Annotated in this window: 15 protein-coding genes; 3 read left to right on the top strand and 12 right to left on the bottom strand. The window is 71.2% G+C overall.

Going from position 1 to position 19437, the window contains the following annotated elements; all coding sequences use genetic code 11:
• Nucleotides 1-14: 14 nt before the first annotated feature.
• From rfbD to mscL, 4 genes are all read right to left on the bottom strand, one after another.
• Entirely contained in the window at nucleotides 15-902 is an 888-nt protein-coding gene (rfbD, locus tag GBB76_RS15365; RefSeq protein ID WP_152304113.1) for a dTDP-4-dehydrorhamnose reductase, read from the bottom strand.
• Nucleotides 899-1963, bottom strand: a complete 1065-nt coding sequence (rfbB, locus tag GBB76_RS15360) for a dTDP-glucose 4,6-dehydratase (RefSeq protein ID WP_152304112.1) — start codon at nucleotides 1961-1963, stop codon at nucleotides 899-901. The genes rfbD and rfbB overlap by 4 nt, the downstream gene beginning before the upstream one ends.
• 4 nt (nucleotides 1964-1967) lie before the next feature.
• Nucleotides 1968-2546 carry a dTDP-4-dehydrorhamnose 3,5-epimerase gene (rfbC, locus tag GBB76_RS15355; protein WP_152304111.1) on the bottom strand — a complete coding sequence of 193 codons (579 nt, stop codon included), beginning with the start codon at nucleotides 2544-2546 and terminating at the stop codon, nucleotides 1968-1970.
• A 144-nt stretch (nucleotides 2547-2690) separates the two neighbouring features.
• Entirely contained in the window at nucleotides 2691-3119 is a 429-nt protein-coding gene (gene mscL / locus GBB76_RS15350) for a large conductance mechanosensitive channel protein MscL (protein ID WP_152304110.1), read from the bottom strand.
• A gap of 182 nt (nucleotides 3120-3301) precedes the next feature.
• Here mscL and GBB76_RS15345 point away from each other — a divergent pair, with 182 nt between their 5' ends.
• Nucleotides 3302-6841 carry a NahK/ErcS family hybrid sensor histidine kinase/response regulator gene (locus GBB76_RS15345; RefSeq protein WP_152304109.1) on the top strand — a complete coding sequence of 1180 codons (3540 nt, stop codon included), beginning with the start codon at nucleotides 3302-3304 and terminating at the stop codon, nucleotides 6839-6841.
• A 251-nt stretch (nucleotides 6842-7092) separates the two neighbouring features.
• Here GBB76_RS15345 and GBB76_RS15340 read toward each other — a convergent pair whose 3' ends face one another.
• Entirely contained in the window at nucleotides 7093-7803 is a 711-nt protein-coding gene (locus GBB76_RS15340) for a response regulator transcription factor (RefSeq protein ID WP_152304108.1), read from the bottom strand.
• 115 nt (nucleotides 7804-7918) lie between these two features.
• Complete coding sequence (locus GBB76_RS15335) at nucleotides 7919-8383, bottom strand: secondary thiamine-phosphate synthase enzyme YjbQ (protein ID WP_152304107.1); 465 nt, start codon at nucleotides 8381-8383, stop codon at nucleotides 7919-7921.
• A gap of 119 nt (nucleotides 8384-8502) precedes the next feature.
• Here GBB76_RS15335 and GBB76_RS15330 point away from each other — a divergent pair, with 119 nt between their 5' ends.
• Nucleotides 8503-9486 (top strand): alpha/beta hydrolase, encoded by a 984-nt coding sequence (locus GBB76_RS15330; RefSeq protein ID WP_152304106.1) that lies wholly within the window; start codon nucleotides 8503-8505, stop codon nucleotides 9484-9486.
• A gap of 8 nt (nucleotides 9487-9494) precedes the next feature.
• Here the strand turns inward: GBB76_RS15330 and GBB76_RS15325 are convergent, their stop codons facing one another.
• The 3 genes from GBB76_RS15325 to GBB76_RS15315 all read right to left on the bottom strand — a co-directional run bounded on the left by GBB76_RS15325 (nucleotide 9495) and on the right by GBB76_RS15315 (nucleotide 11307).
• Nucleotides 9495-10037, bottom strand: coding sequence for a hypothetical protein (locus tag GBB76_RS15325; protein WP_152304105.1), 543 nt, complete (start codon nucleotides 10035-10037; stop codon nucleotides 9495-9497).
• A 30-nt stretch (nucleotides 10038-10067) separates the two neighbouring features.
• The gene (locus GBB76_RS15320) at nucleotides 10068-10682 is read right to left on the bottom strand and encodes a 2-hydroxychromene-2-carboxylate isomerase (protein ID WP_152304104.1); all 615 of its coding nucleotides are present in this window, start codon (nucleotides 10680-10682) and stop codon (nucleotides 10068-10070) included.
• A 193-nt stretch (nucleotides 10683-10875) separates the two neighbouring features.
• Nucleotides 10876-11307: a MerR family DNA-binding transcriptional regulator gene (locus tag GBB76_RS15315; protein WP_152304103.1), complete on the bottom strand. Its 432-nt coding sequence runs from the start codon at nucleotides 11305-11307 to the stop codon at nucleotides 10876-10878.
• Between the two features lie 530 nt (nucleotides 11308-11837).
• On the opposite strand from GBB76_RS15315, the gene GBB76_RS15310 reads away from it, so the two are divergent.
• Nucleotides 11838-15119, top strand: coding sequence for a tetratricopeptide repeat protein (locus GBB76_RS15310; protein ID WP_152304102.1), 3282 nt, complete (start codon nucleotides 11838-11840; stop codon nucleotides 15117-15119).
• Between the two features lie 83 nt (nucleotides 15120-15202).
• Here GBB76_RS15310 and pdeM read toward each other — a convergent pair whose 3' ends face one another.
• Genes pdeM through GBB76_RS15295 form a run of 3 tightly spaced genes read right to left on the bottom strand, consistent with a single transcriptional unit; the run spans nucleotide 15203 to nucleotide 19389 of the window.
• On the bottom strand, nucleotides 15203-15892 hold the full coding sequence (pdeM, locus tag GBB76_RS15305) for a ligase-associated DNA damage response endonuclease PdeM (RefSeq protein ID WP_152304101.1): 690 nt from the start codon (nucleotides 15890-15892) through the stop codon (nucleotides 15203-15205).
• 4 nt (nucleotides 15893-15896) lie between these two features.
• Nucleotides 15897-18413: a ligase-associated DNA damage response DEXH box helicase gene (locus GBB76_RS15300; protein WP_202911248.1), complete on the bottom strand. Its 2517-nt coding sequence runs from the start codon at nucleotides 18411-18413 to the stop codon at nucleotides 15897-15899.
• A 49-nt stretch (nucleotides 18414-18462) separates the two neighbouring features.
• Complete coding sequence (locus tag GBB76_RS15295) at nucleotides 18463-19389, bottom strand: class I SAM-dependent methyltransferase (RefSeq protein ID WP_152304099.1); 927 nt, start codon at nucleotides 19387-19389, stop codon at nucleotides 18463-18465.
• Nucleotides 19390-19437: the final 48 nt, after the last annotated feature.

Here is a 19437-nt window from a genome sequence, read left to right as displayed (position 1 = left end):
GTGTTCCCGAAGGTTCAAGTCGCCGATGTGGCGAGAATCTGGTCGACGACGCCCGCCGCGCGCGGCTCCCAGGGAGCGGCGCGGAAGCCGATGGCCTGCGCCAGCTTTTCGCTGGACAGTTCCGAATTGGCCGGGCGGCGGGCGGGGGTGGGATAGTCGGCGGTGGCGATCGGCACGATCTCGGGGCGCCGGCCGGTATGGGCGGCGGCCCGCTCGATGATGGCGCGGGCGAAGCCGTACCAGCTCGTGGCGCCGGTGCCGGCGAGATGATAGGTGCCCGGCGCCATCCGCCCCTCATGGAGCGCGACGGCGGCGGCGAGCAGCCCCTCGGCGACGTCGACCGTCGCCGTCGGGCAACCCTTCTGGTCGGCGACCACGGTCAGCCGATCGCGCTCGCGGGCAAGGCGCAGCATGGTCTTGAGGAAATTGGCGCCGTGGATTCCGTAGACCCAGGAGGTGCGCACGATCAGATGCGCGTCCAGCCGCTCGCGCACCGCGCGCTCGCCCGCTTCCTTGGAGATGCCGTAGACGCCGAGCGGGGCCACGGGATCGTCCTCGACATAGGCGCCGGCCTTGGTGCCGTCGAACACATAGTCGGTGGAGATGTGGATGAGGCGGGCGCCGTGCCGGGCGCAGGCCGCCGCGATCCGCCCCGGCGCCACCGCGTTGATGAGATGCGCCGCCTCGGGCTCGCTCTCGGCGCGGTCGACGGCGGTATAGCCGGCGGCGTTGATCACCACGTCGGGCCGGTGGGCGGCCAGCGCCGCGTCGAGCGCCGGTGCGTCGGTGATGTCGAGCCCGGCCCGGTCCAGCGCGACGAGGCCGGGAACGCGCCCCGGCGCCAGCGCCGCGATCTCGCGCCCCACCTGCCCGCCGGCACCGAGCAGCAGCAACCGCGTCATGTGGTCAGCCCGATGCGCTGGCGGTCGTAGCGGGCCTTCAGCGGCTCCCACCAGCCGGCATTGTCGAGATACCAGCGCACGGTCGCCTCGATGCCGCTCTCGAAATCATGCGCGGGCACCCAGCCCAGTTCGCGCGTGAGCTTGCCGGCATCGATGGCGTAGCGCGCATCGTGGCCGGGCCGGTCGGTGACGAAGGCGATCAGATTCTCCCGCGGGCCGATCGCGGCGTTGGGCACCACACGGTCCATGATGGCGCAGATGGTGCGCACCACGTCGATATTGCGGCGCTCATTGTTGCCGCCGACATTGTAGCTCTCGCCGAGCCGCCCGCGCGTGGCGATCAACTCCAGCGCCGCCGCGTGGTCGTCGACATAGAGCCAGTCACGCACGTTCTCGCCCTTGCCGTAGACCGGCAGCGGCTTTCCCTCCAGCGCGTTGAGGATGGTGAGCGGGATCAGTTTCTCGGGGAAATGGTACGGCCCGTAATTGTTCGAGCAGTTCGACATCACCACCGGCAGTCCGTAGGTGTGAAACCACGCCCGCACGAGATGGTCGGACGACGCCTTGGAGGCGGAATAGGGCGAGTTCGGCTGGTAGGGCGTGTCCTCGCGGAACAGGCCCTCCGCGCCCAGCGTGCCGTACACCTCGTCGGTCGAGATGTGATGGAAGCGGAAGCGTTCGCGCGCCGTCGCGTCCAGCCCGCGCCAGTAGCGCAGCGATTCCTCCAGCAGCGTGTAGGTGCCGAGGATATTGGTGCGGATGAACTCGCCCGGCCCGTCGATCGAGCGGTCGACATGCGATTCGGCGGCGAGATGCATCACGAGGTCGGGCCGGAACGCGTCGAGCGCCGCGCGGAAGGCGCCGCCGTCGCAGATGTCGGCCTGAAGGAAGCGGTGGCCCGGCAGATTGTGCACCTCGCCGAGCGAGGCGAGGTTCCCGGCATAGGTCAGCTTGTCATAGGTCAGTACCTGCCGGCCCTGCCGGACTAGGCGGCGCACCACGGCCGAGCCGATGAAGCCGGCGCCGCCGGTGACGAGAACGCGCTGGGCAATGTCGGTCATGGGATCACGCATCCGCCGCGGCGGCATGAAGGAAGGGCGAGGCGAGGTCGCGCAGCAGCGGCGCGATCCGGTCCTTGCCCGAGAGCACGGCCCGGCCCGCCTCGACCGGCCAGTCGATGCCGATGGCGGGATCGTCCCAGCGTATGCCGGCGTCATGGGCCGGCGAATAGGGCGCGTCGACCTTGTAGGCGACCAGCGTATCGGGCTCCAGCGTGCAGAATCCGTGCGCGAAGCCGTGCGGCACGAAGAACTGCTCGCCCGTGCGCGCGGTCAGCGTCGCGCCAACCCATTTGCCGTAGGTCGGCGAGCCGGTGCGGATGTCGACGGCCACGTCGAAGATCGCCCCGCGCACCGCCCGCACCAGCTTGGCCTGCGCGAAAGGCGGGGCCTGGAAGTGCAGGCCGCGCACCACGCCGACTTCGCCCGAGAGCGATTCATTGTCCTGCACGAAGGCGATCTCGATGCCGAAGGCGTCGAATTCCGGCTTCTTGTAGGTCTCGCAGAAATAGCCGCGCTCGTCGCCATGCCGGACCGGCTGGACGAGAACGATTTCGGGAATGGCGAGGCGTGTGAAGATCGTCATATCGCTGGCATTCGACGGGGACTGCGCGCTTCTAGCCGTTCTTGCGCGTCCGTCACAGTCTTCTCTTGGCCGATACCTCTTGGCCGATACACGGCGCGCGCGAGCCGCTCCCGGCACCGGGGCGCCGGAACCTCGTTCACCCCGTCAGGCCTTGCGGGCGAGGATGTCGCGGATCTCGGTGAGCAGCACTTCCTCCTTGGTGGGCGGCGCGGGCGCGGGCGGCTCGCTGGCGGCGTTGCGGCGCAGCCGGTTGATGCCCTTGACCACGAGGAACAGGATCCACGCGATGACGAGGAAGTTGATGACCACGGTGAGGAAGTGGCCATAGGCGAACACCGCGCCCTGCTCGCGCGCCGCCGCCAGCGAATTCGCGGTGACGGAGGAGGACAGGCCGACGAAGTAGTTCGAGAAGTCGAGCCCGCCGAACACCGCACCGACCACCGGCATGAACAGGTCCGTCACGATCGAGGACACGATCTGCCCGAAGGCGGCGCCGATGATGACACCGATGGCGAGATCGACGACGTTGCCCTTCACCGCGAACTCGCGGAACTCCTTCAGAACCTTGCTCATCGCTGCCCCCTCCTGCGCACGCCGGTCGCGTCACTGTTATACGCGGCGCGCGCGACGGCAAGCCTCCCGGTGGCGCCGGAAACGCCTCGGCTGCGTACCCGCCAACGCCTCCGCCGCCGCTTGCGAAGCCGCGCCGGCGCGGCGCATAAAAAGGGCCCGGCCTCACGCCGCCCGGAGAGCTCATGCTTCAGGCATGGACCATCATCGCCGTCGCGCTCGTCTATATCGGCTTCCTGTTTGCCGTGGCGAGCTTCGGCGACCGGCGCCTGCCGCCGCGCCGGCGCCGGGGGCGGCCCTACATCTATTCGCTCTCGCTGGCGGTCTACTGCACCTCCTGGACCTTCTTCGGCTCGGTGGGCCTCGCCACCACCCAGGGCATCAACTTCCTCACCATCTATATCGGGCCGATCCTCGTCTTCGCGCTGGGCACGCCCTTCATGCTGCGCATCGTGCGGCTGGCCAAGGCGCAGAACATCACCTCCATCGCCGACTTCGTCGCCGCCCGCTACGGCAAGAGCCAGGGCGTCGCGGCGCTGGTCGCCTGCGTCGCCATCGTCGGCTCGCTGCCCTACATCGCCCTGCAGCTCAAAGCGGTCTCGGCCTCGCTGCTCGCCATGCTCGGCGATTTCGAGGGCCTCGGGATGCACTATCCGGTGGTGGGCGACCTCGCGCTGACCATCGCGGTAGCGATGGCCGTCTTCGCCGTGCTGTTCGGCACCCGCCACATCGACGCGACCGAGCATCAGGAAGGCATGATGCTGGCGGTGGCGACGGAGTCCATCGTCAAGCTGGTCAGCTTCCTCGCCGTCGGCCTGTTCATCGTCTTCGGCATGTTCTCGGGGCCGTTCGACCTGTTCGCGCAGGCGGCGGAGAAGGGCGTGCTGCCGGTTTTGACCGACGGCTTCTCGGTGGGAAGCTGGGGCGCCATGACGCTGCTGTCGGCGCTGGCCATCCTGCTGCTGCCGCGCCAGTTCCACGTCGCGGTGGTCGAGAACACCTCCGAGGAGGAGATCCGCAAGGCGAGCTGGCTGTTCCCGCTCTACCTCGTGCTGATCAACCTCTTCGTCATCCCGATCGCCATCGCCGGCCTCGTGTCCTTCCCGCCCGGCTTCATCGACGGCGACATGTATGTCGTCACCCTGCCGCTGTCGGTCGGCGCCCATGCGATGGCGCTGGTCGCCTTCGTCGGCGGGCTGTCGGCGGCGACCGCCATGGTGATCGTCGAGACGGTGGCGCTGGCGGTGATGGTGTCGAACGACATCTTCATGCCCCTGATGGTGCGCGGGCGCGGGCGACGCGACAATGAGGAGACGGCCCGCACCGGCACCCAGCCGGACCATGTGGACATGGGCCACCGGCTGCTGACGGTCCGCCGCATCGCCATCTTCGCCATATTGCTGCTGGCCTATCTCTACTACCGCGTCACCGGCGAGGCGCAGCTGGCGCAGATCGGCCTGCTTTCCTTCGCGGCGGTGGCGCAGTTCGGGCCGGCGCTGTTCATCGGCCTCGTCTGGCGGCGCGGCACGGCGCTCGGCGCGCTGGCCGGCATCGCCGCCGGCATCGCGCTGTGGGCCTATACGCTGCTGCTGCCCAACCTCGTCGATGCCGGGCTGTTCAGCGCCCAACTGCTGCATGAGGGCCCGTTCGGCCTCGCCGCGCTGCGGCCGCAGGCGCTGCTCGGGGTGCAGGCGAGCCCGCTGGTGCACGGGGTGATGTGGAGCCTCACGGTCAACGTGCTGGTGTTCTTCGCCGCCTCGCTGCTGCGCCAGCCGACGCCGATCGAGCGCCTTCAGGCCAGCGTGTTCGTCGAGAGCGACCACGCGCCATCGGCGCCGAGCTTCCGGCTGTGGCGCTCGCCGGTCACGGTGGGCGAGCTTATCTCGACCGTCTCGCGCTATCTCGGCGAGGAGCGCACCCGCGCCTCCTTCGAGAGCATCTCGGCGATGCGCGGCGTCTCGCTGGAGCCGGGCCGCGAGGCCGATTTCCAGCTCATCCGCTATGCCGAGCACCTTCTCGCCTCGGCCATCGGCGCGGCCTCCTCGCGCCTCGTGCTGTCGCTGATGCTGAGGAAGCGCACCGTCTCCACCAAGGCGGCGCTGAAGCTGCTCGACGATGCCTCCGCCGCCATCCAGTACAATCGCGAGATCCTCCAGACCGCGCTCGACCATGTGCGCCAGGGCATCGCGGTGTTCGACCGCGACCTGCGCCTGATCACCTGGAACCGCCAGTTCGGCGAGATGCTGGACCTGCCGCCGGAGGTGCTGCGCATCGGCATCGGCATCGACCAGATCATCCGCTTCAACGCCACCAGCGGCCAGTTCGGGCCGGGGCCGGTCGAGGAGATCGTGCGCGAGAAGCTCTCCCGCTACGCCCGGCGCAACGCGGTGTTCCAGGAGCGACTGGCCCCGCGCGGCGTGGTGATGGAGGTGCGCGTGAACACCATGCCGGATGGCGGCGTGGTGGTGACCTTCACCGACATCACCCCAACGGTGGAGGCCGCCGAGGCGCTGGAGCGCGCCAACGAGACGCTGGAGCGGCGCGTGCGCGAACGCACCAAGGCGCTGGAGAATCTCAACGCCCAGCTCGCCCAGGCCAAGTCGGAGGCGGACGAGGCCAACATCTCCAAGACCCGCTTCCTCGCCGCCGCCAGCCACGACATTCTTCAGCCCCTGAACGCCGCCCGGCTTTACGCCACCAGCCTCGTCGAGCGGGCCGGGGCCGGCGAGGAGACCCGCCTCGCCCACAATGTCGACGCCTCGCTGGAGGCGGTGGAGGAAATCCTCGGCGCGCTGCTCGACATTTCGCGCCTCGACGCCGGCGCGCTCAAGCCCGACATCGCGCCGCTGCGCATCGACGAGATCTTCCGCCAGCTCGAACTCGAATTCGCGCCGCTGGCCAAGGAAAAGGGCCTGCGCCTCATCTTCGTGCCAAGCTCGGCGGCGGTGCGCTCCGACCGGCGGCTGCTGCGCCGCCTGCTACAGAACCTCGTCTCCAACGCCATCAAGTACACGCCGAAGGGGCGGGTGCTGATCGGGGTCCGCCACCGGCGCGGCAAGCTTCAGGTGCAGGTGCTCGACACCGGCATCGGCGTGCCGCTGGCCAAGCAGAAGCTGATCTTCAAGGAGTTCCAGCGGCTCGACGAGGGCGCCAAGGCCGCGCGCGGGCTAGGGCTCGGCCTGTCGATCGTCGAGCGCATCTCGCGGGTGCTGGACCACCCGCTCGCGCTGCGCTCGGCGTCCGGCCGGGGCACCGCCTTCTCGCTGGAACTGCCCTCCGCGCCGCCCATGCCGGCGCGCGAGGAACCCTCGCAACGGCCCGCCGTGGCGGCGGCATCGCTGGCGGGCCTGACCGTGCTGTGCATCGACAACGACCCCGCCATTCTCGACGGCATGGAGACGCTGCTCTCGGGCTGGGGCTGCACGGTGCTGAAGGCGCCGGGAGTCGGCGAGGCGCAGGCCATGCTGCGCGAGCGGCGCTCCAAGCCCGACATCCTGCTGGTCGACTACCATCTCGACAAGGGCGACGGCATCGACGCCACCAAGCAGCTGCGCTGGAAGCTCGGCCCCTCGCTGCCGGCGGTGCTGATCACCGCCGACCGCTCGAAGCGCGTGCGCGACGCCGCCCGCGCGACCGAGATGGAAGTGCTGAACAAGCCGGTGCGCCCGGCCGCGCTGCGCGCCCTGCTCGCCCAGTGCCGCGCCACGCGGGCGGCGGCGGAGTGAGCGGCGATTGGGGCTTCGATCGCCGTCATGGTCGGGCCTGACCCGGCCGTCCACGCCCCGGGGGAAACCGTAGATCCCCGGGTCAAGCCCGGGGATGACGGTGTTATCGATCCTTGGGTCGCCTCAAGGAAAAGCCCGTCATCCCGGACGGCCGAAGGCCGCTCCGGGATCGCGTGCCGGATCGGAAGACGATCCCGGCTCTCGCGCCGCTCGGCCGGGATGACGAAACGGTTGGACGGGAGCGCCCGGTCCTACCCCGCCGCCTGCGCCCAGGTGCCGCCCTCGATCTTGGAGGCGGCGATCACCGCCTGGGTGCGGCTCTCGACACCGAGCTTCTGGAGGATGGCGGAGACATGCGCCTTCACGGTCGCCTCGGAGACCCCCAGTTCATAGGCGATCTGCTTGTTGAGCAGCCCTTCCGACAGCATCATCAGCACCCGCACCTGCTGCGGGGTGAGCGTGCCGAGACGGGCGACCAGCGCCTGCGTCTCCTTGTCGGCGCCGCCGGACAGGTCGACATCGGCGGGCGTCCAGGTGCGGCCCTCCAGCACGGCGGCGATCGCCTCGCGCATGGTCTCGACCGCGCTGGTCTTGGGGATGAAGCCGGACGCGCCGAACTCCATGCAGTTGCGGATGACGCTGGCTTCCTCATTGGCCGAGACGACCACCACCGGAATACCGGGATACTGCGCCCGCAGATACATCAGCCCGGAGAAGCCGCGCACGCCCGGCATGGTGAGATCGAGCAGGATGAGGTCGATATCGCTCTCGCGTTCCAGCAGCGCCTGCAGTTCCTCGAAGCCCCCGGCCTCGAACAGCTCCGCCGCCGAAAATTGGCGTGCCACCGCCTCGCGCAGCGCACCCCTGAACAGCGGATGATCATCCGCGATCACCAGCCGGAAACTCGTCGTCGTGTCCACGCGCAGCCGCCCTTTCCCCGCGCGACCATGCGCTCTCCGCATGCCCGCGCTGCGATCATGGTGCGGTGGAGCCGCGACCGCAAGCAGGGCGCCGTCGGGGTGGCGGGCGGCGCAAGGATGGCTTGGCGGACAGCCCCATCGCTGGGTTTCAAGACCTTTAGTGGGCCTCGCCGACAAACGCCACCACCAATTCGCGCCGATGCGCCCGCGTGCGGTGCTCGACAAGGTAGATTCCCTGCCAGGTGCCGAGCGCCATGCGTCCGCCCGTCACCGGCACGGCGAGGCTGATGCCGGTCAGCACCGCCTTGATATGGGCCGGCATGTCGTCGGGGCCTTCCATGTCGTGCACCCAGCCCGCCTGCTCGGGCGCCAGCCGGTCGAGCGCGGTGAGAAGGTCGACCCGCACGTCGGGATCGGCGTTCTCCTGAATGGTGAGCGAGGCCGAGGTGTGCCGGCAGAACAGCGAGACCTCGCCCTCGCGGGCGCCGACGCCCTCCAGAAAGGCGGCGACGGCACGCGTGATCTCGATAAATCCGCGCCCTGCCGTGTCCACCGTCAGCACGCTCGAAAAACGCCGCGTCACGGCGCTTTCGCGCACCTCGCTTTGCCTGATCTTCGCCATCGGCCTGTCCTCTTTCCGGCTTCGGCGCTGGACGAACCGGGCCGGCTGGGATTGGATAGGCCCGATCACCCCCGCTGACAAACCGTCGCCAACGCCATTGCCGGAGCGTCGCCGCACCCATGACGTCCACGTCCCCCGGAACGCCGCACTCCCCGCTCACCCTCGACCCGGCCCTGTTCGACCCGGCCGCCATCGCCCCCGACACGCGGGCGGTGAACGCCGCCATCGTCAAGGCGCTCGGCGCCATCCCCGACCGCTGGGTGTTCCCCATGGCCGTGCTGCGCAAGCTGCGGCTGGAAGGAAAGGGCCCGTTCCCGCTCGCGCCCGAGAGCCCCTATGCGCAGGCGATCGAGATCGCGGGGCCGCACGGCCCGGTGCCGCTGCGCATCCTCACCCCGCCGGAGCCCGCGAAGGGCGTCTATCTGCACATTCATGGCGGGGGCTGGTGCCTCGGCTCGGCGCGCGAGAATGACGGGCTCAACCACCGCTTCGTCGAGCGCACCGGCTTCGCCGTGGTCTCGGTCGACTACCGGCTCGCGCCCGAACACCCCTGGCCCGCCGCGCCGGACGATTGCGAGGCCGCCGCGCTCTGGCTGGCGCAGGAGGGCCCGGCCCGCTTCGGCACCGAGCGCTACGCCATCGGCGGCGAATCGGCCGGCGGCACCCTCGCCGTCGCCACGCTGCTGCGGCTGCGCGACCGGCACGGGATCGCCCCGTTCCGCTGCGCCAACCTGACCGCCGGCTGCTACGATCTCGGCCTGACGCCGAGCGCGCGCCAGTGGGGCGACGAGCCGCTGGTGCTCAACACGAACGACATCAACGTCTTCGTCGGCCATTACCTGCGCGAGGGCGGCGCGCTCGACCTGCCCGACATCTCGCCGCTGTACGCCGACCTGCGCGGGCTGCCGCCGGCGCTGTTCTCCATCGGCACGCGCGACGCGCTGCTGGACGACACGCTGTTCCTGGCGCCGCGCTGGCTCGCCGCCGGCAATGCGGCGGAACTCGCCGTCTATCCCGGCGGCTGCCATGTGTTCATCGGCTTCCCCGGCACGCTGACCGATCGGGCGCTGGCCCGCAGCCACGCCTTCGTCACGGCGCATTAGGGGCGCGGCTAGAGGCTCTGCCCCTGCGGGGACGTGCCGCGCAGGCGGTCCACCATCTCGAAGAAGCGGCGGAAGACGTGCTCGGCCATGTCCATCGCCTGGTCGAGCCGCTTGCGCGCTTCCTCGGTGCGTTGCTCCTCGCCGGCCGGCGGGACCGGCGGCACGGCGGGCGATGCGGCCGGCGGCGGCGCGCCGGGCGTGGCCGGCTCGGGCGGCGCCATGATGTCGGGAACGCCGGCGGTGCCGACCCCGGCGCGCCCCTTCTCCAACTCGGCGACCTTCCCCTGAAGTCGGGCGATCTCGGCTTCCAGCGCGGCGCGGTCCTCGGGCACCGCCTCGCAGACCCACGCGCCGGATTTCGTGGAGCAGAAGGAGAGCGAGCCGGAGCGCGTGTCGAGCTTCATCAGCCCACCCTCGACCGGCTGCATGACATAGCGGGGCGCGTCGCTGCGGCCCTGCGCGGCGGCGGGCGGGGCGCCGGCGAGCCCCGCCAGCGCAAGCGCGGCGGCGGCAAGCGGCAGGGTGCCGGTTTCCCACAGGGGCAGCCGCATGATCGGCCTCCTCAGCTACGGCCCGTCGCCTCAGGGGGTGAAGGGCGGGCGCCCGCTCGACAATGCGCGCTCGAGCAGATCGATCCGATCCTGCCCCCAGAACACCTCGCCGTCGAGCACATAGGCGGGCGAGCCGAACACGTCGGCTTCGACGGCGTCGGCCTGATTCGTCGCGTAGATCGTCGCCGCGCGGTCGCTTTCAGCCACCTCCAGCAGCGACGTGGGCAGGCCCATCCCGGTGAGAATGGCGGCCAGCGTCGCCGGATCGGCGAGATTTTCCTCGTGTTGCCAGACGCCGGCGGTGAGCCGCGCGACGAGAGGCGCCACGTCGTGGCCGGCAATCTGCGCGGCGATCACCAGCCGGTCGGCGAGATGAGGATCGAACGGCCAGTGCGCCGGGCTGATGTGGAAATCGAGGCCGCGCGCCTCGCGCCAGCGCTTGAGCTCCACCAGCCGATAGCGCTGGCGGGCGGGATGGCGACGGGCCAGCGGCAGCCCGCCGGTCTCGGCGAACAGCTCGCCCAGGAAGACGGGACGGAAATTCACCCGGGCGCCGTGGCGGCGCGCCACGTCAAGAAAGGTCGCATGGCCGATGAAGGCCCAGGGACTGGAAACGGAGAAATAATAGTCGATGGAACGGGACATCGGGGCACTCGGCAAGCGAATCTGGAACCGGCGGCGCACGCGCCGGCCGCACGCTAGAGCGTTTTCGCCCGCCATGGAATCGCCCGGCGGCGCCCCTGATCCGATTCGCCGGTGCCCGAAACGCCGACGGCGCCCGCTGGGGCGCCGCCGATGATCGTCGGGGAGGAGAAGTGAAAAACGCGTCGCCGGCTGGTCAAGCCGCCGAGCGCGCCGAGAAGGCGGCGACCATCTGGCGAAGCTCGCCGATGGCTTCCTCGATCTCGGTCTTCTGCTGTTCGAGCAGCGCGAGCTGCTCGGCGCATTTCTCGCGGGTCAGAGCGAGGCCGCCGGCCGGGACGGCGCTGCCTTCGCGCAGGGCCACCATCGCCTTGATCTCGGCGAGGGTGAAGCCGAGCTTCTTGCCCTTGAGGATGATGGCGAGGCGGGCGCGCTCGGCGGCGCTGTAGAGCCGGGTCAGGCCCTCGCGGCGCGGCGCCAGCAGGCCCTTGTCCTCATAGAAGCGCAGGGCGCGCAGGGTGACGCCGAACTCGCGGGCGAGGTCGCCGATGGTGAAGAAGGCGGAATCGCCCGTGGGGGCGAGATGCGTATCGGCGGTGCGATCGGCCTCAAAGGAGGTGAAGTCCATGTCGGCAGCTCCGGGTGGGGGACGTGGCAACGCGTCAGCGATGTTGCCTCACTGTCGCAGAGAGGTTGCCGCAAGGGGAGAAAGTCACACCCGACGTTAGGGCAACTTACTGTTAAACGGATCGCTAACCGTTTGATTTATAAACAATATGCCTGTCATGCCGGCGACAGGCCACGGCCGGGCAAACTCCGTGCGACAGGCCGTGCAGGCCCTGTTGCGCCTCGCTATCCCGGCCGGACGGGGGCTCGCCGCTGCCGGCTACGACCGTTCTCACTCCCGCTCATCGCTACTTTAATACCTATTTCGTTGCCCTCCTTCGTGCCGTGCGCAGGGGGCCGTCAAGCCGTCATGGTTAATCGCCGGTACTCATTAACTGGCCATTTACCAAGATTCGAAACAGTTGCGCTCAGCAGCCGAAAGAGCCGGCGCGGCGATTCCCGCCGCTCATGGTGCCTGACGCGACGGAGAATACGGTGAGGCAAGGGGCCCCTTCGACGGCCGGGCAGATCGCTCCGGAAGCCTGGCGAGCCATGAGCGAAGCCGCGCAGCGCGCCGGCATGCCGCTCGAACAGTGGCTGAGGAGCCAGCTGATCGGTACCGCCGCCGTGACGGGCGCCGCCGCGAGCGGCGACGCTCCCGGCAGCGTCGCCGATCTCCAGCGCCGCATCGAGCAGCTCGCCGGAAAGATCGACCAGCTCGGCGCCGGCGCCCAGCCGGCCGCCGAACCGGCGCCGGCACCCGTCGCGCCGTCGGCCTTCACCCCGCTGCCGAGCACCGTCGATCTTCTCGAGGCGCCCATCGGCCAGTCCATGGCGCCTCCCGCACCGGCCTATTCCGCCCCGGCACCGCAGGCCCCCGCCGAGGCACCCGCCTCCACCGGCTCGGTCTATGCCGACCAGCGCCTGCAGGCGGCGATCCGCGAGATCGACCAGCGTCTGGAGGCCATGCACCTCATCGCGCCGCGCCACGAGCCGGCCCGTTCCGCCTACGCGCCGCTCCCCACCACGACGCCGAACGCCATCGAGGCGGCCGTGGCGGAGATCGCCGCCCGCCAGAGCGAGCTCGACCGCGACGCCGGCCACCGCCGGCCGGAGACGGCCGCGCCGCGCGAGCCGGCCTATCGCGAGGCCCCGGCCCGCGAGGCCCGCCCCCCGGTCCGCGACGCGATCAGCGAGCGCTTCGTCCGCGATCCGTTTGCCGGTGGCCCCTTCCCCACCCGTGCCGCGCCGCAGCCGCCCGCCGCCCCGCTGCATCCGTCCCCGGTCCACGCGGCCCCGCTCCATCCGGCGCCGGCCTATGCCGCTCCGGTGCAGCCGGCGGCCGCGCCCTTCGCCCCGGCAGCGCCTGCCACGTCGGCCCGTCCGGGCTCGGTGAACGAGACGCTGGCGGCAATTCAGGGTGAACTCGGCGTCATGCGCCAGTCGCTCGGCTCGGTCGCGCCGCGCCGCGCGGTGGACGATCTCCAGCGCGTCGTGCAGCAGCTCGCTGAGCGCGTGGAGCGGGCCGGCGTCCGCGACGAGGATCTGCGCGCCACGCTTCTCGCGCTGCGCGACATGATCGGCGGGCTCAAGCTGCCGGAACACCCCGTGCTGCTGCTGAGCCGCATCGACACGCTCGAACGCAAGATCGACATCGTCAGCGCCAAGTCGGCCGACGGCGCCACCATCGCCCGGCTGCAGGCGCAGGCGACCGAAATCCGCGACCTGCTGGCGCGCACCTTGTCCTCCGACTCCGTCCGCCTGCTGGCCGAACAGGTCTCCATGCTGGCGGTGAAGGTCTCGGAAATCGCGGCCAATGAAGACCGCGTCATCCGCACCGCCTTCGGCTCGCTGGAGCGCCGGATCGATACGCTGGCCGACAAGATCGGCACCCAGTCCGGCGGGCCGCTCCCGCTCGCGGATCTGATGAACCGCCTCGATTCGATCCAGGGCAGCCTCGCCAGCGCCCGCCGCGAACTTCCCGAGGGGATGGAGGCGCTCATCAAGGGCCTGTCCGACCGCATCGAGCGGATCGAGCGCCCGGTGGCGATGCCCGACGAGGGCCCGCGCTTCGACGCGCTCGGCCGCCAGATCGGCGAACTCACCCAGAAGATCGAGAAGGCAGTGGCAGGCGCCGAGATCGCCGGCCAGCTCGCCAGCATCGAGCGTGCCGTGAACGACCTCTTCATCCAGATGGAAGAGACCCGCGCCACCTTCCTCGCGGCGGGTCCGCGCGCCCGGCCGCCGGGTGGCGGCGGCAACCCGAACAGCCCTTCCGCCCGCATCAAGCGCGAGATTGCCGGGCTGGAAGCCGCCCCCGAGGCCGCCGCTCCCGCGCCGGCCGCCGAAGCCGCGCCCCTCGCGGCCCCCGCCGGCCTCGCGCCGGCGCCCGGTCCGGTTCCCGCGCCGGCCCCGGCCGCGCTGGCGGCCGTTCCGCCAGAGGTGGTGTTCGCGCCGCCGCCGGCCTCCATTCCCAAGCCGTTCGAGCCGCAGCTCATGCGCGCGGCGCTCGAGGAGCTGAGCCGCTCCACCGAGGCCGCCGTCGCCCTGCGCACGCAGGGGCCCATTCCCCAGGCCGCCATGCCTCAGGCCCCGGCGCGTCCGGAAGCCCGGCACGATGCCTCGCGCGTTGTGACCGCCTTCGACGACGAGGTCTATTTCCACCCGGTCGACCTCGACGCCGAGGCCGCCGCGCGCAATGTCGTGCCGGGGCAGCCCCCGCGCCCGGCCGCCGGCACGCCGACCCGCACCGCCTTCATCGCCCAGGCCCGCCGCGCCGCCCAGCCTTCCGGCGCCGTGCCGCCCGAGCTGCGCAGCCACATCGCCGAGCGCAACCGCCGCAAGCCCGGGCGCTGGCTCGCCCGCATCCGCGCCATGCTGCTGATCGGGCTGTGCGGCTCGGCACTCGCCTATGGCTCCTGGCACCTGCTGGCGCAGATGCGCGAGGGCCAGCTGCGCGCCGGTGCGCCCGCCCTCTCCAGCACCGCCACCCTGCCGCCGACCGTGCGTCCGGCCGCGCCCGCCAGCGCGCCGGCGCCGGAGGACATCACCGGCTCGGTGGGCGGCACCGCCCGCCCGGAGACGCCTGTGGCGCCCGCGGCGCCCCCGCCCGCCGAGACGCCGGACGCGCCGGCCGCGCTCGGTCCGTCCAGCATGTCGCTGCCGAGCGAGCTTCCCGGCGGCATCGCCAGCCAGACGCTGCGCGCCGCCGCCCTCGCCGGCGATCCCACCGCCGCCTTCGAGATCGCCCGCCGCTTCATGGAAGGCGACGGCGTCGCGCCGAACGCGGCACGCGCCGCCGAATGGTTCACCTATGCCTCGGCCAATGGCTCGGTGCCGGCGGCCTACCGTCTCGGGACGATCTACGAGAAGGGTATGGAGGGCGTGCCGCGCGACACCAACAGGGCGCGCCAGCTCTACGAGCAGGCCGCCGCCTCCGGCAATGTCGCGGCCATGCACAATCTCGGCGTGATGCTCGCCTCGGGCATCGACGGCCAGCCCGACTACCGCACGGCGGCGATCTGGTTCACCCGCGCCGCCGAACGCGGCGTGCGCGACAGCCAGTACAATCTCGCTGTGCTCTACGCCCGCGGCTTCGGCGTCGCCGCCAACCCGGCCGAGGCCTGGCGCTGGTTCGCCCTCGCCGCCGCGCGCGGCGACAGCGAGGCCGCCACCAAGCGCGACGAGATCGCCACGCGGCTCGACGCCCGCGCGCTGGCCGCCGCCCGTCAGGCGATCGAGCACTGGGCGCCGCTCACCGTCGACGCCAAGGCCAACGACACCACGCTGGCCGACTGGAGCAACGGAGCGCCGCGCCAGACCGCCTCGCGCTGAGCGGCGGAACGGCGCCCCCGCGACAAGAGCGGATGACGATCCCGGATCGGCCTGACGGCCGTCCGGGATAACTTGTTTTGAGACTACCGATCCGGCAGGCAGGCGCGGTGGGCGATGCGGTAGGTGCGCCCCGCCCCCACGAGATGGGCGTCGTAATCGCCGCCGAACAGGCCGGCCAACGCCGCGTCGCGGATGTTCAGCCCGCCGGCATAGGCGCCGAGCGCCGGCATGACGAGGCGCCGCCCGTCGGTGGCGAAGCAGCGCCGGCGCAGGCTGCGCCCGCGCACCACCACCCGCGCGACGGGGTGGAAATGGCCGGCGATCTCGCCCTCCCCCGCTTCACCGGCAGGCTCGTGGCGCAAGGTGAGCGGCCCGACCCGCAGTTCCTCGGCGCAGCTGCCGCCCAGCCCCGGCACCGGGTCGGGATCGTGATTGCCGGCGATCCACACCATCTCCCGCCCGCGCATCAGCGCCGCCAGCGCCTCGCGTTCCTCGGTCCCGAGCCGATCGGCGCCGGCGCGGTCATGGAAGCTGTCGCCCAGCGCGACGAGGCTGCGCGGGCGTCGCCGCTCGACGATGCGCGCCAGCACGGCGAGCGTCGCCCGGCTGTCATAGGGCGGCAGCGGCACGCCGCGCGCGGCGAAGGCGGAGCCCTTCTCCAGATGCAGGTCGGCGACGATCAGCATGCGCTCGGCCGGCCACCACAGCGCCCCGGCGGCGTCGAGCACCAGCGTCGCGCCAGCAAGGATCACCGCCGCGCCGTCATCCGCCACGCCCTCATCCCGCGCCGTCTCCGCCGTCCGCTGCACCGCCCATCGCCTCCCTGATCAGTTCGTCCTCGGCCTCAGCCAGCAGCGCCTCGGACGCACCGCCCGCCACCATCTCGCGGCCGATCTCCAGCATCACCGGCACGGCGAGCGGGGAGACGCGCTCCAGCGCCACATGGTCGATTCGCCCCCGGATACGGGTCAGCATGTCGGAGAGGCGGCGAATGTCCAGCAGCCCGGTCGCCGCGTCAGCGCGGGCCGCGCGCAGCAGAACATGGCCCGGCTCGTGCCGGCGCAGCACGTCATAGACGAGGTCGGTCGACATCGTCACCTGGCGGGAATTCTTCTCCTTGCCGGGGAAACGCCGCTCGATCAGCCCGCCGACCACCGCGCATTGGCGGAAGGTGCGCTTCATCAGCGCGGATTCGGCGAGCCAGTCCTCGAGGTCGTCGCCGAGCATGTCGGCGTCGAACAGCCCGTCCAGCGAGAGCCTTCCCTGTGCGACGGCGAGCGAAAGGTCACGCACGCCATAGATCACCAGCGCGTAGTCATTGGCCATGAAGCCGAGCGGGTGCAGGCCGGCGCGGTCGAGCCGGCGGGTCAGCAGCATGCCGAGCGTCTGGTGGGCGAGCCGTCCCTCGAAGGGATAGGCGACGAGATAGTACCGCCCGCCGCGCGGAAAGGTCTCGACCAGCAGGTCCTCGCGCCCCGGCAGGCGCGAGCGCCGCTTCTGCAGGTTCAGCCATTCATGCACCTGATCCGGCAAAGCCGACCAGCCCGCCGGCTCGGCCAGCAGCGCGCGCACCCGCGCGGCCAGGAAGGTGGAAAGCGGGAACTTGCCGCCGGCATAGGACGGCACCTTCGGCTCCTTGGCCTGGGTGCGGGCGACGCGGACCTCCTCCTCGACGATGGCGAGATATTCCAGCACCTCGCCGGCGAAGACGAAGGTGTCGCCGGGGCTCATGGTCTCGACGAAATACTCCTCCACCTCGCCCAGCACCCGCCCGCCGAAACGGGACTTCGCGCTGGCCAGCCGCACCTTGAGCATGCTCGATTCGACGATGGTGCCGACATTCAGCCGGTATTGCTGCGCCACTTGCGGGTTGGCGGCCCGCCAGCGCCCGTCCTTCATCTGCCGGATGCGGGCGAAGCGCTCATAGGCGCGCAGCGCGTAGCCCCCCGTGGCGACGAAATCGAGCACGTCGTCGAAATCCTGCCGGGGCAGGCCCGCATAGGGCTCGGCGGAGGTGACTTCGGCAAAGAGATCGTCCGCCGCGAAGGGGCCGGCGCAGGCCATGCCGAGCACGTGCTGCGCCAGCACGTCGAGCGCGCCGGTGCGGACCACCGCGCCATCCTGCGCGCCCGCCCGCACCGCTTCCAGCGCGGCGCGGCATTCCAGAACCTCGAAACGGTTGGCCGGCACCAGCACGGCGCGCGACGGCTCGTCGAGGCGGTGATTGGCCCGGCCGATGCGCTGCATCAGGCGCGACGAGCCCTTGGGCGCGCCGACATTGACCACGAGATCGACCGCGCCCCAGTCGATGCCGAGATCGAGCGAGGAGGTGCACACCACCGCCTTCAACTTCCCTTCGCCCATCGCCGCCTCGACACGGCGGCGCTGCGAGACGTCGAGCGAGCCGTGATGCAGCGCGATCGGCAGGTTGGCGTCGTTGATGCGCCACAGCTCCTGGAACAGCAGTTCGGCCTGCATGCGGGTGTTGACGAAGACCAGCGTCGTCGTGTTGGCCTCGATCAGCGCGTAGATTTCCTTCAGCGAATGGCGTGCCGTGTGGCCGGCCCAGGGCACATGGGCGGCGCTGTCGAGCATGGAGAGGTCCGGCGCCGCGCCGGCCTCGGCGACGACCAGATCGCCCATGGCGCCGTCGCCAGCCTGCGGCACCAGCCAGCGGCGCAGCGTGTCGGGATCGGCCACCGTCGCCGAGAGACCGACCGTGCGCGCCTGCGGGGCAAGCGCGCGCAGACGGGCGAGGCCGAGCGAGAGCAGGTCGCCGCGCTTGGAGCCGGCCAGCGCATGAAGCTCGTCGAGCACGATGCGCCGCAACTCGCCGAACAGCGCCTCGCCGTCGCCCGAGGCGAGCAGCAGGGCGATCTGCTCGGGCGTGGTGAGCAGGATGTCCGGCGGGTCGCGCCGCTGGCGCTGGCGGCGCGAGGCCGGCGTGTCGCCGGTGCGGGTCTCGATGCGGACGGCCAGGCCCATTTCCTGCGCCGGCTGCTCCAGATTTCGGGCCACATCGACGGCAAGCGCCTTCAGCGGCGAGATATAGAGCGTGTGCACGCCGGGCGGGCGCACGCTGTTGCGGGCGCGGGGGCGCTGCGACAGTTCGACGAGGCTCGGCAGGAAGCCGGCCAGCGTCTTGCCGGCGCCGGTCGGGGCGATCAGCAGCGCCGAACGGCCCTCGCGCGCCTTGGCGAGCAGTTCGAGCTGATGCGCGCGCGGCGACCAGCCCCGGCCGGCGAACCAGCTTCGGAACGGCTCGGGAAGTTGGTCGTCGGGCGCGGCATCCATCGGCACGGCGAGAAGCTAATGCCTCGGCGGCGAATTGCGAGGGGCGCCCTCACTCCGGGCGCTGCGCCACCACCACCAGCCCGGGCACCGGCGCGTCCCTCTCAGTGCGGGTCGATTCCCCCGCGCAGGAGACCAGCACGAGCCCGGCGGTCTCCAGTTCGGCCCGCACATAGCCCTCCGCATGGGCGTAGCGCAGCGTGTCGCGCAGCAATACGCCGGCGCCCTCATGCGTCTCCGCGGTGAAGGCGATGAGCCCGCCCGGCTCCAGCACGCGGCGGCTTTCCGCCAGTATGGGACCCAGCTCGGCGAGGTAGCAGAAAGCGTCGCCGGCGAAGATCAGGTCGACGTCGCGGGCCGGCCGCGCCGCGAGGAAGGCCAGCATCTCGCCGGCCACCAGCCGCTCATAGAGCCCGCGCCGGGCGGCGCGGTCGATCATGTTGGGCGAGAGATCGACGCCTTCGATGGCGCCGATGCGCTCATTGAGCTGCACCGCCACCAGGCCGGTGCCGCAGCCAAGGTCCAGCCCGCGCGCGAAGGCATAGGGCCGGCCGAGCCCGGCGCAGGCGGCCGCCAGCGCCGCGTCGATCACCTCCGGTCCGCGATAGCCGAGCCGCGCCAGCGCGGCGTCGAAACGGTCGGCATACTGGTCGAACAGCGCCCGCACATAGGACTCACTCATGTCGGCCACCACGCCCTCGAGGCGGGCGAGGCGCAGCGCGGCGCCGAGCGTGTCGCCGGGGTCGCGCGCCAGAGCCTGCCCGAAGGCGGCCGCCGCGCCGGAGCCGTCGCCGGCCGCCTCGCGGGCCTCGCCGAGCAGGAACCAGCCGGGCGCGTAATGGCCGGCGCGGTCCACCGCCTCGGTCAGCAGTTCGGCCGCGTCGGCGGCGTTGCCCTCCTCCATCAGCGCGCGCGCCCAGTCGATCCGGCGATCCACGGTCGGGTCGCCGGAGGAGAAAATGAGCCTGCCTGCATTCATGCGGGTGGTTCTCTGGGTCGGCCGCCGCGAGCCATCTCGCGGAAAGGC

Source organism: Ancylobacter sp. TS-1 (genome assembly GCF_009223885.1).
Taxonomy (GTDB): Bacteria; Pseudomonadota; Alphaproteobacteria; order Rhizobiales; family Xanthobacteraceae; genus Ancylobacter.
The sequence above is the reverse complement of the archived record's forward strand: the minus strand, read 5'-3'. Positions and strand labels throughout refer to the sequence as shown.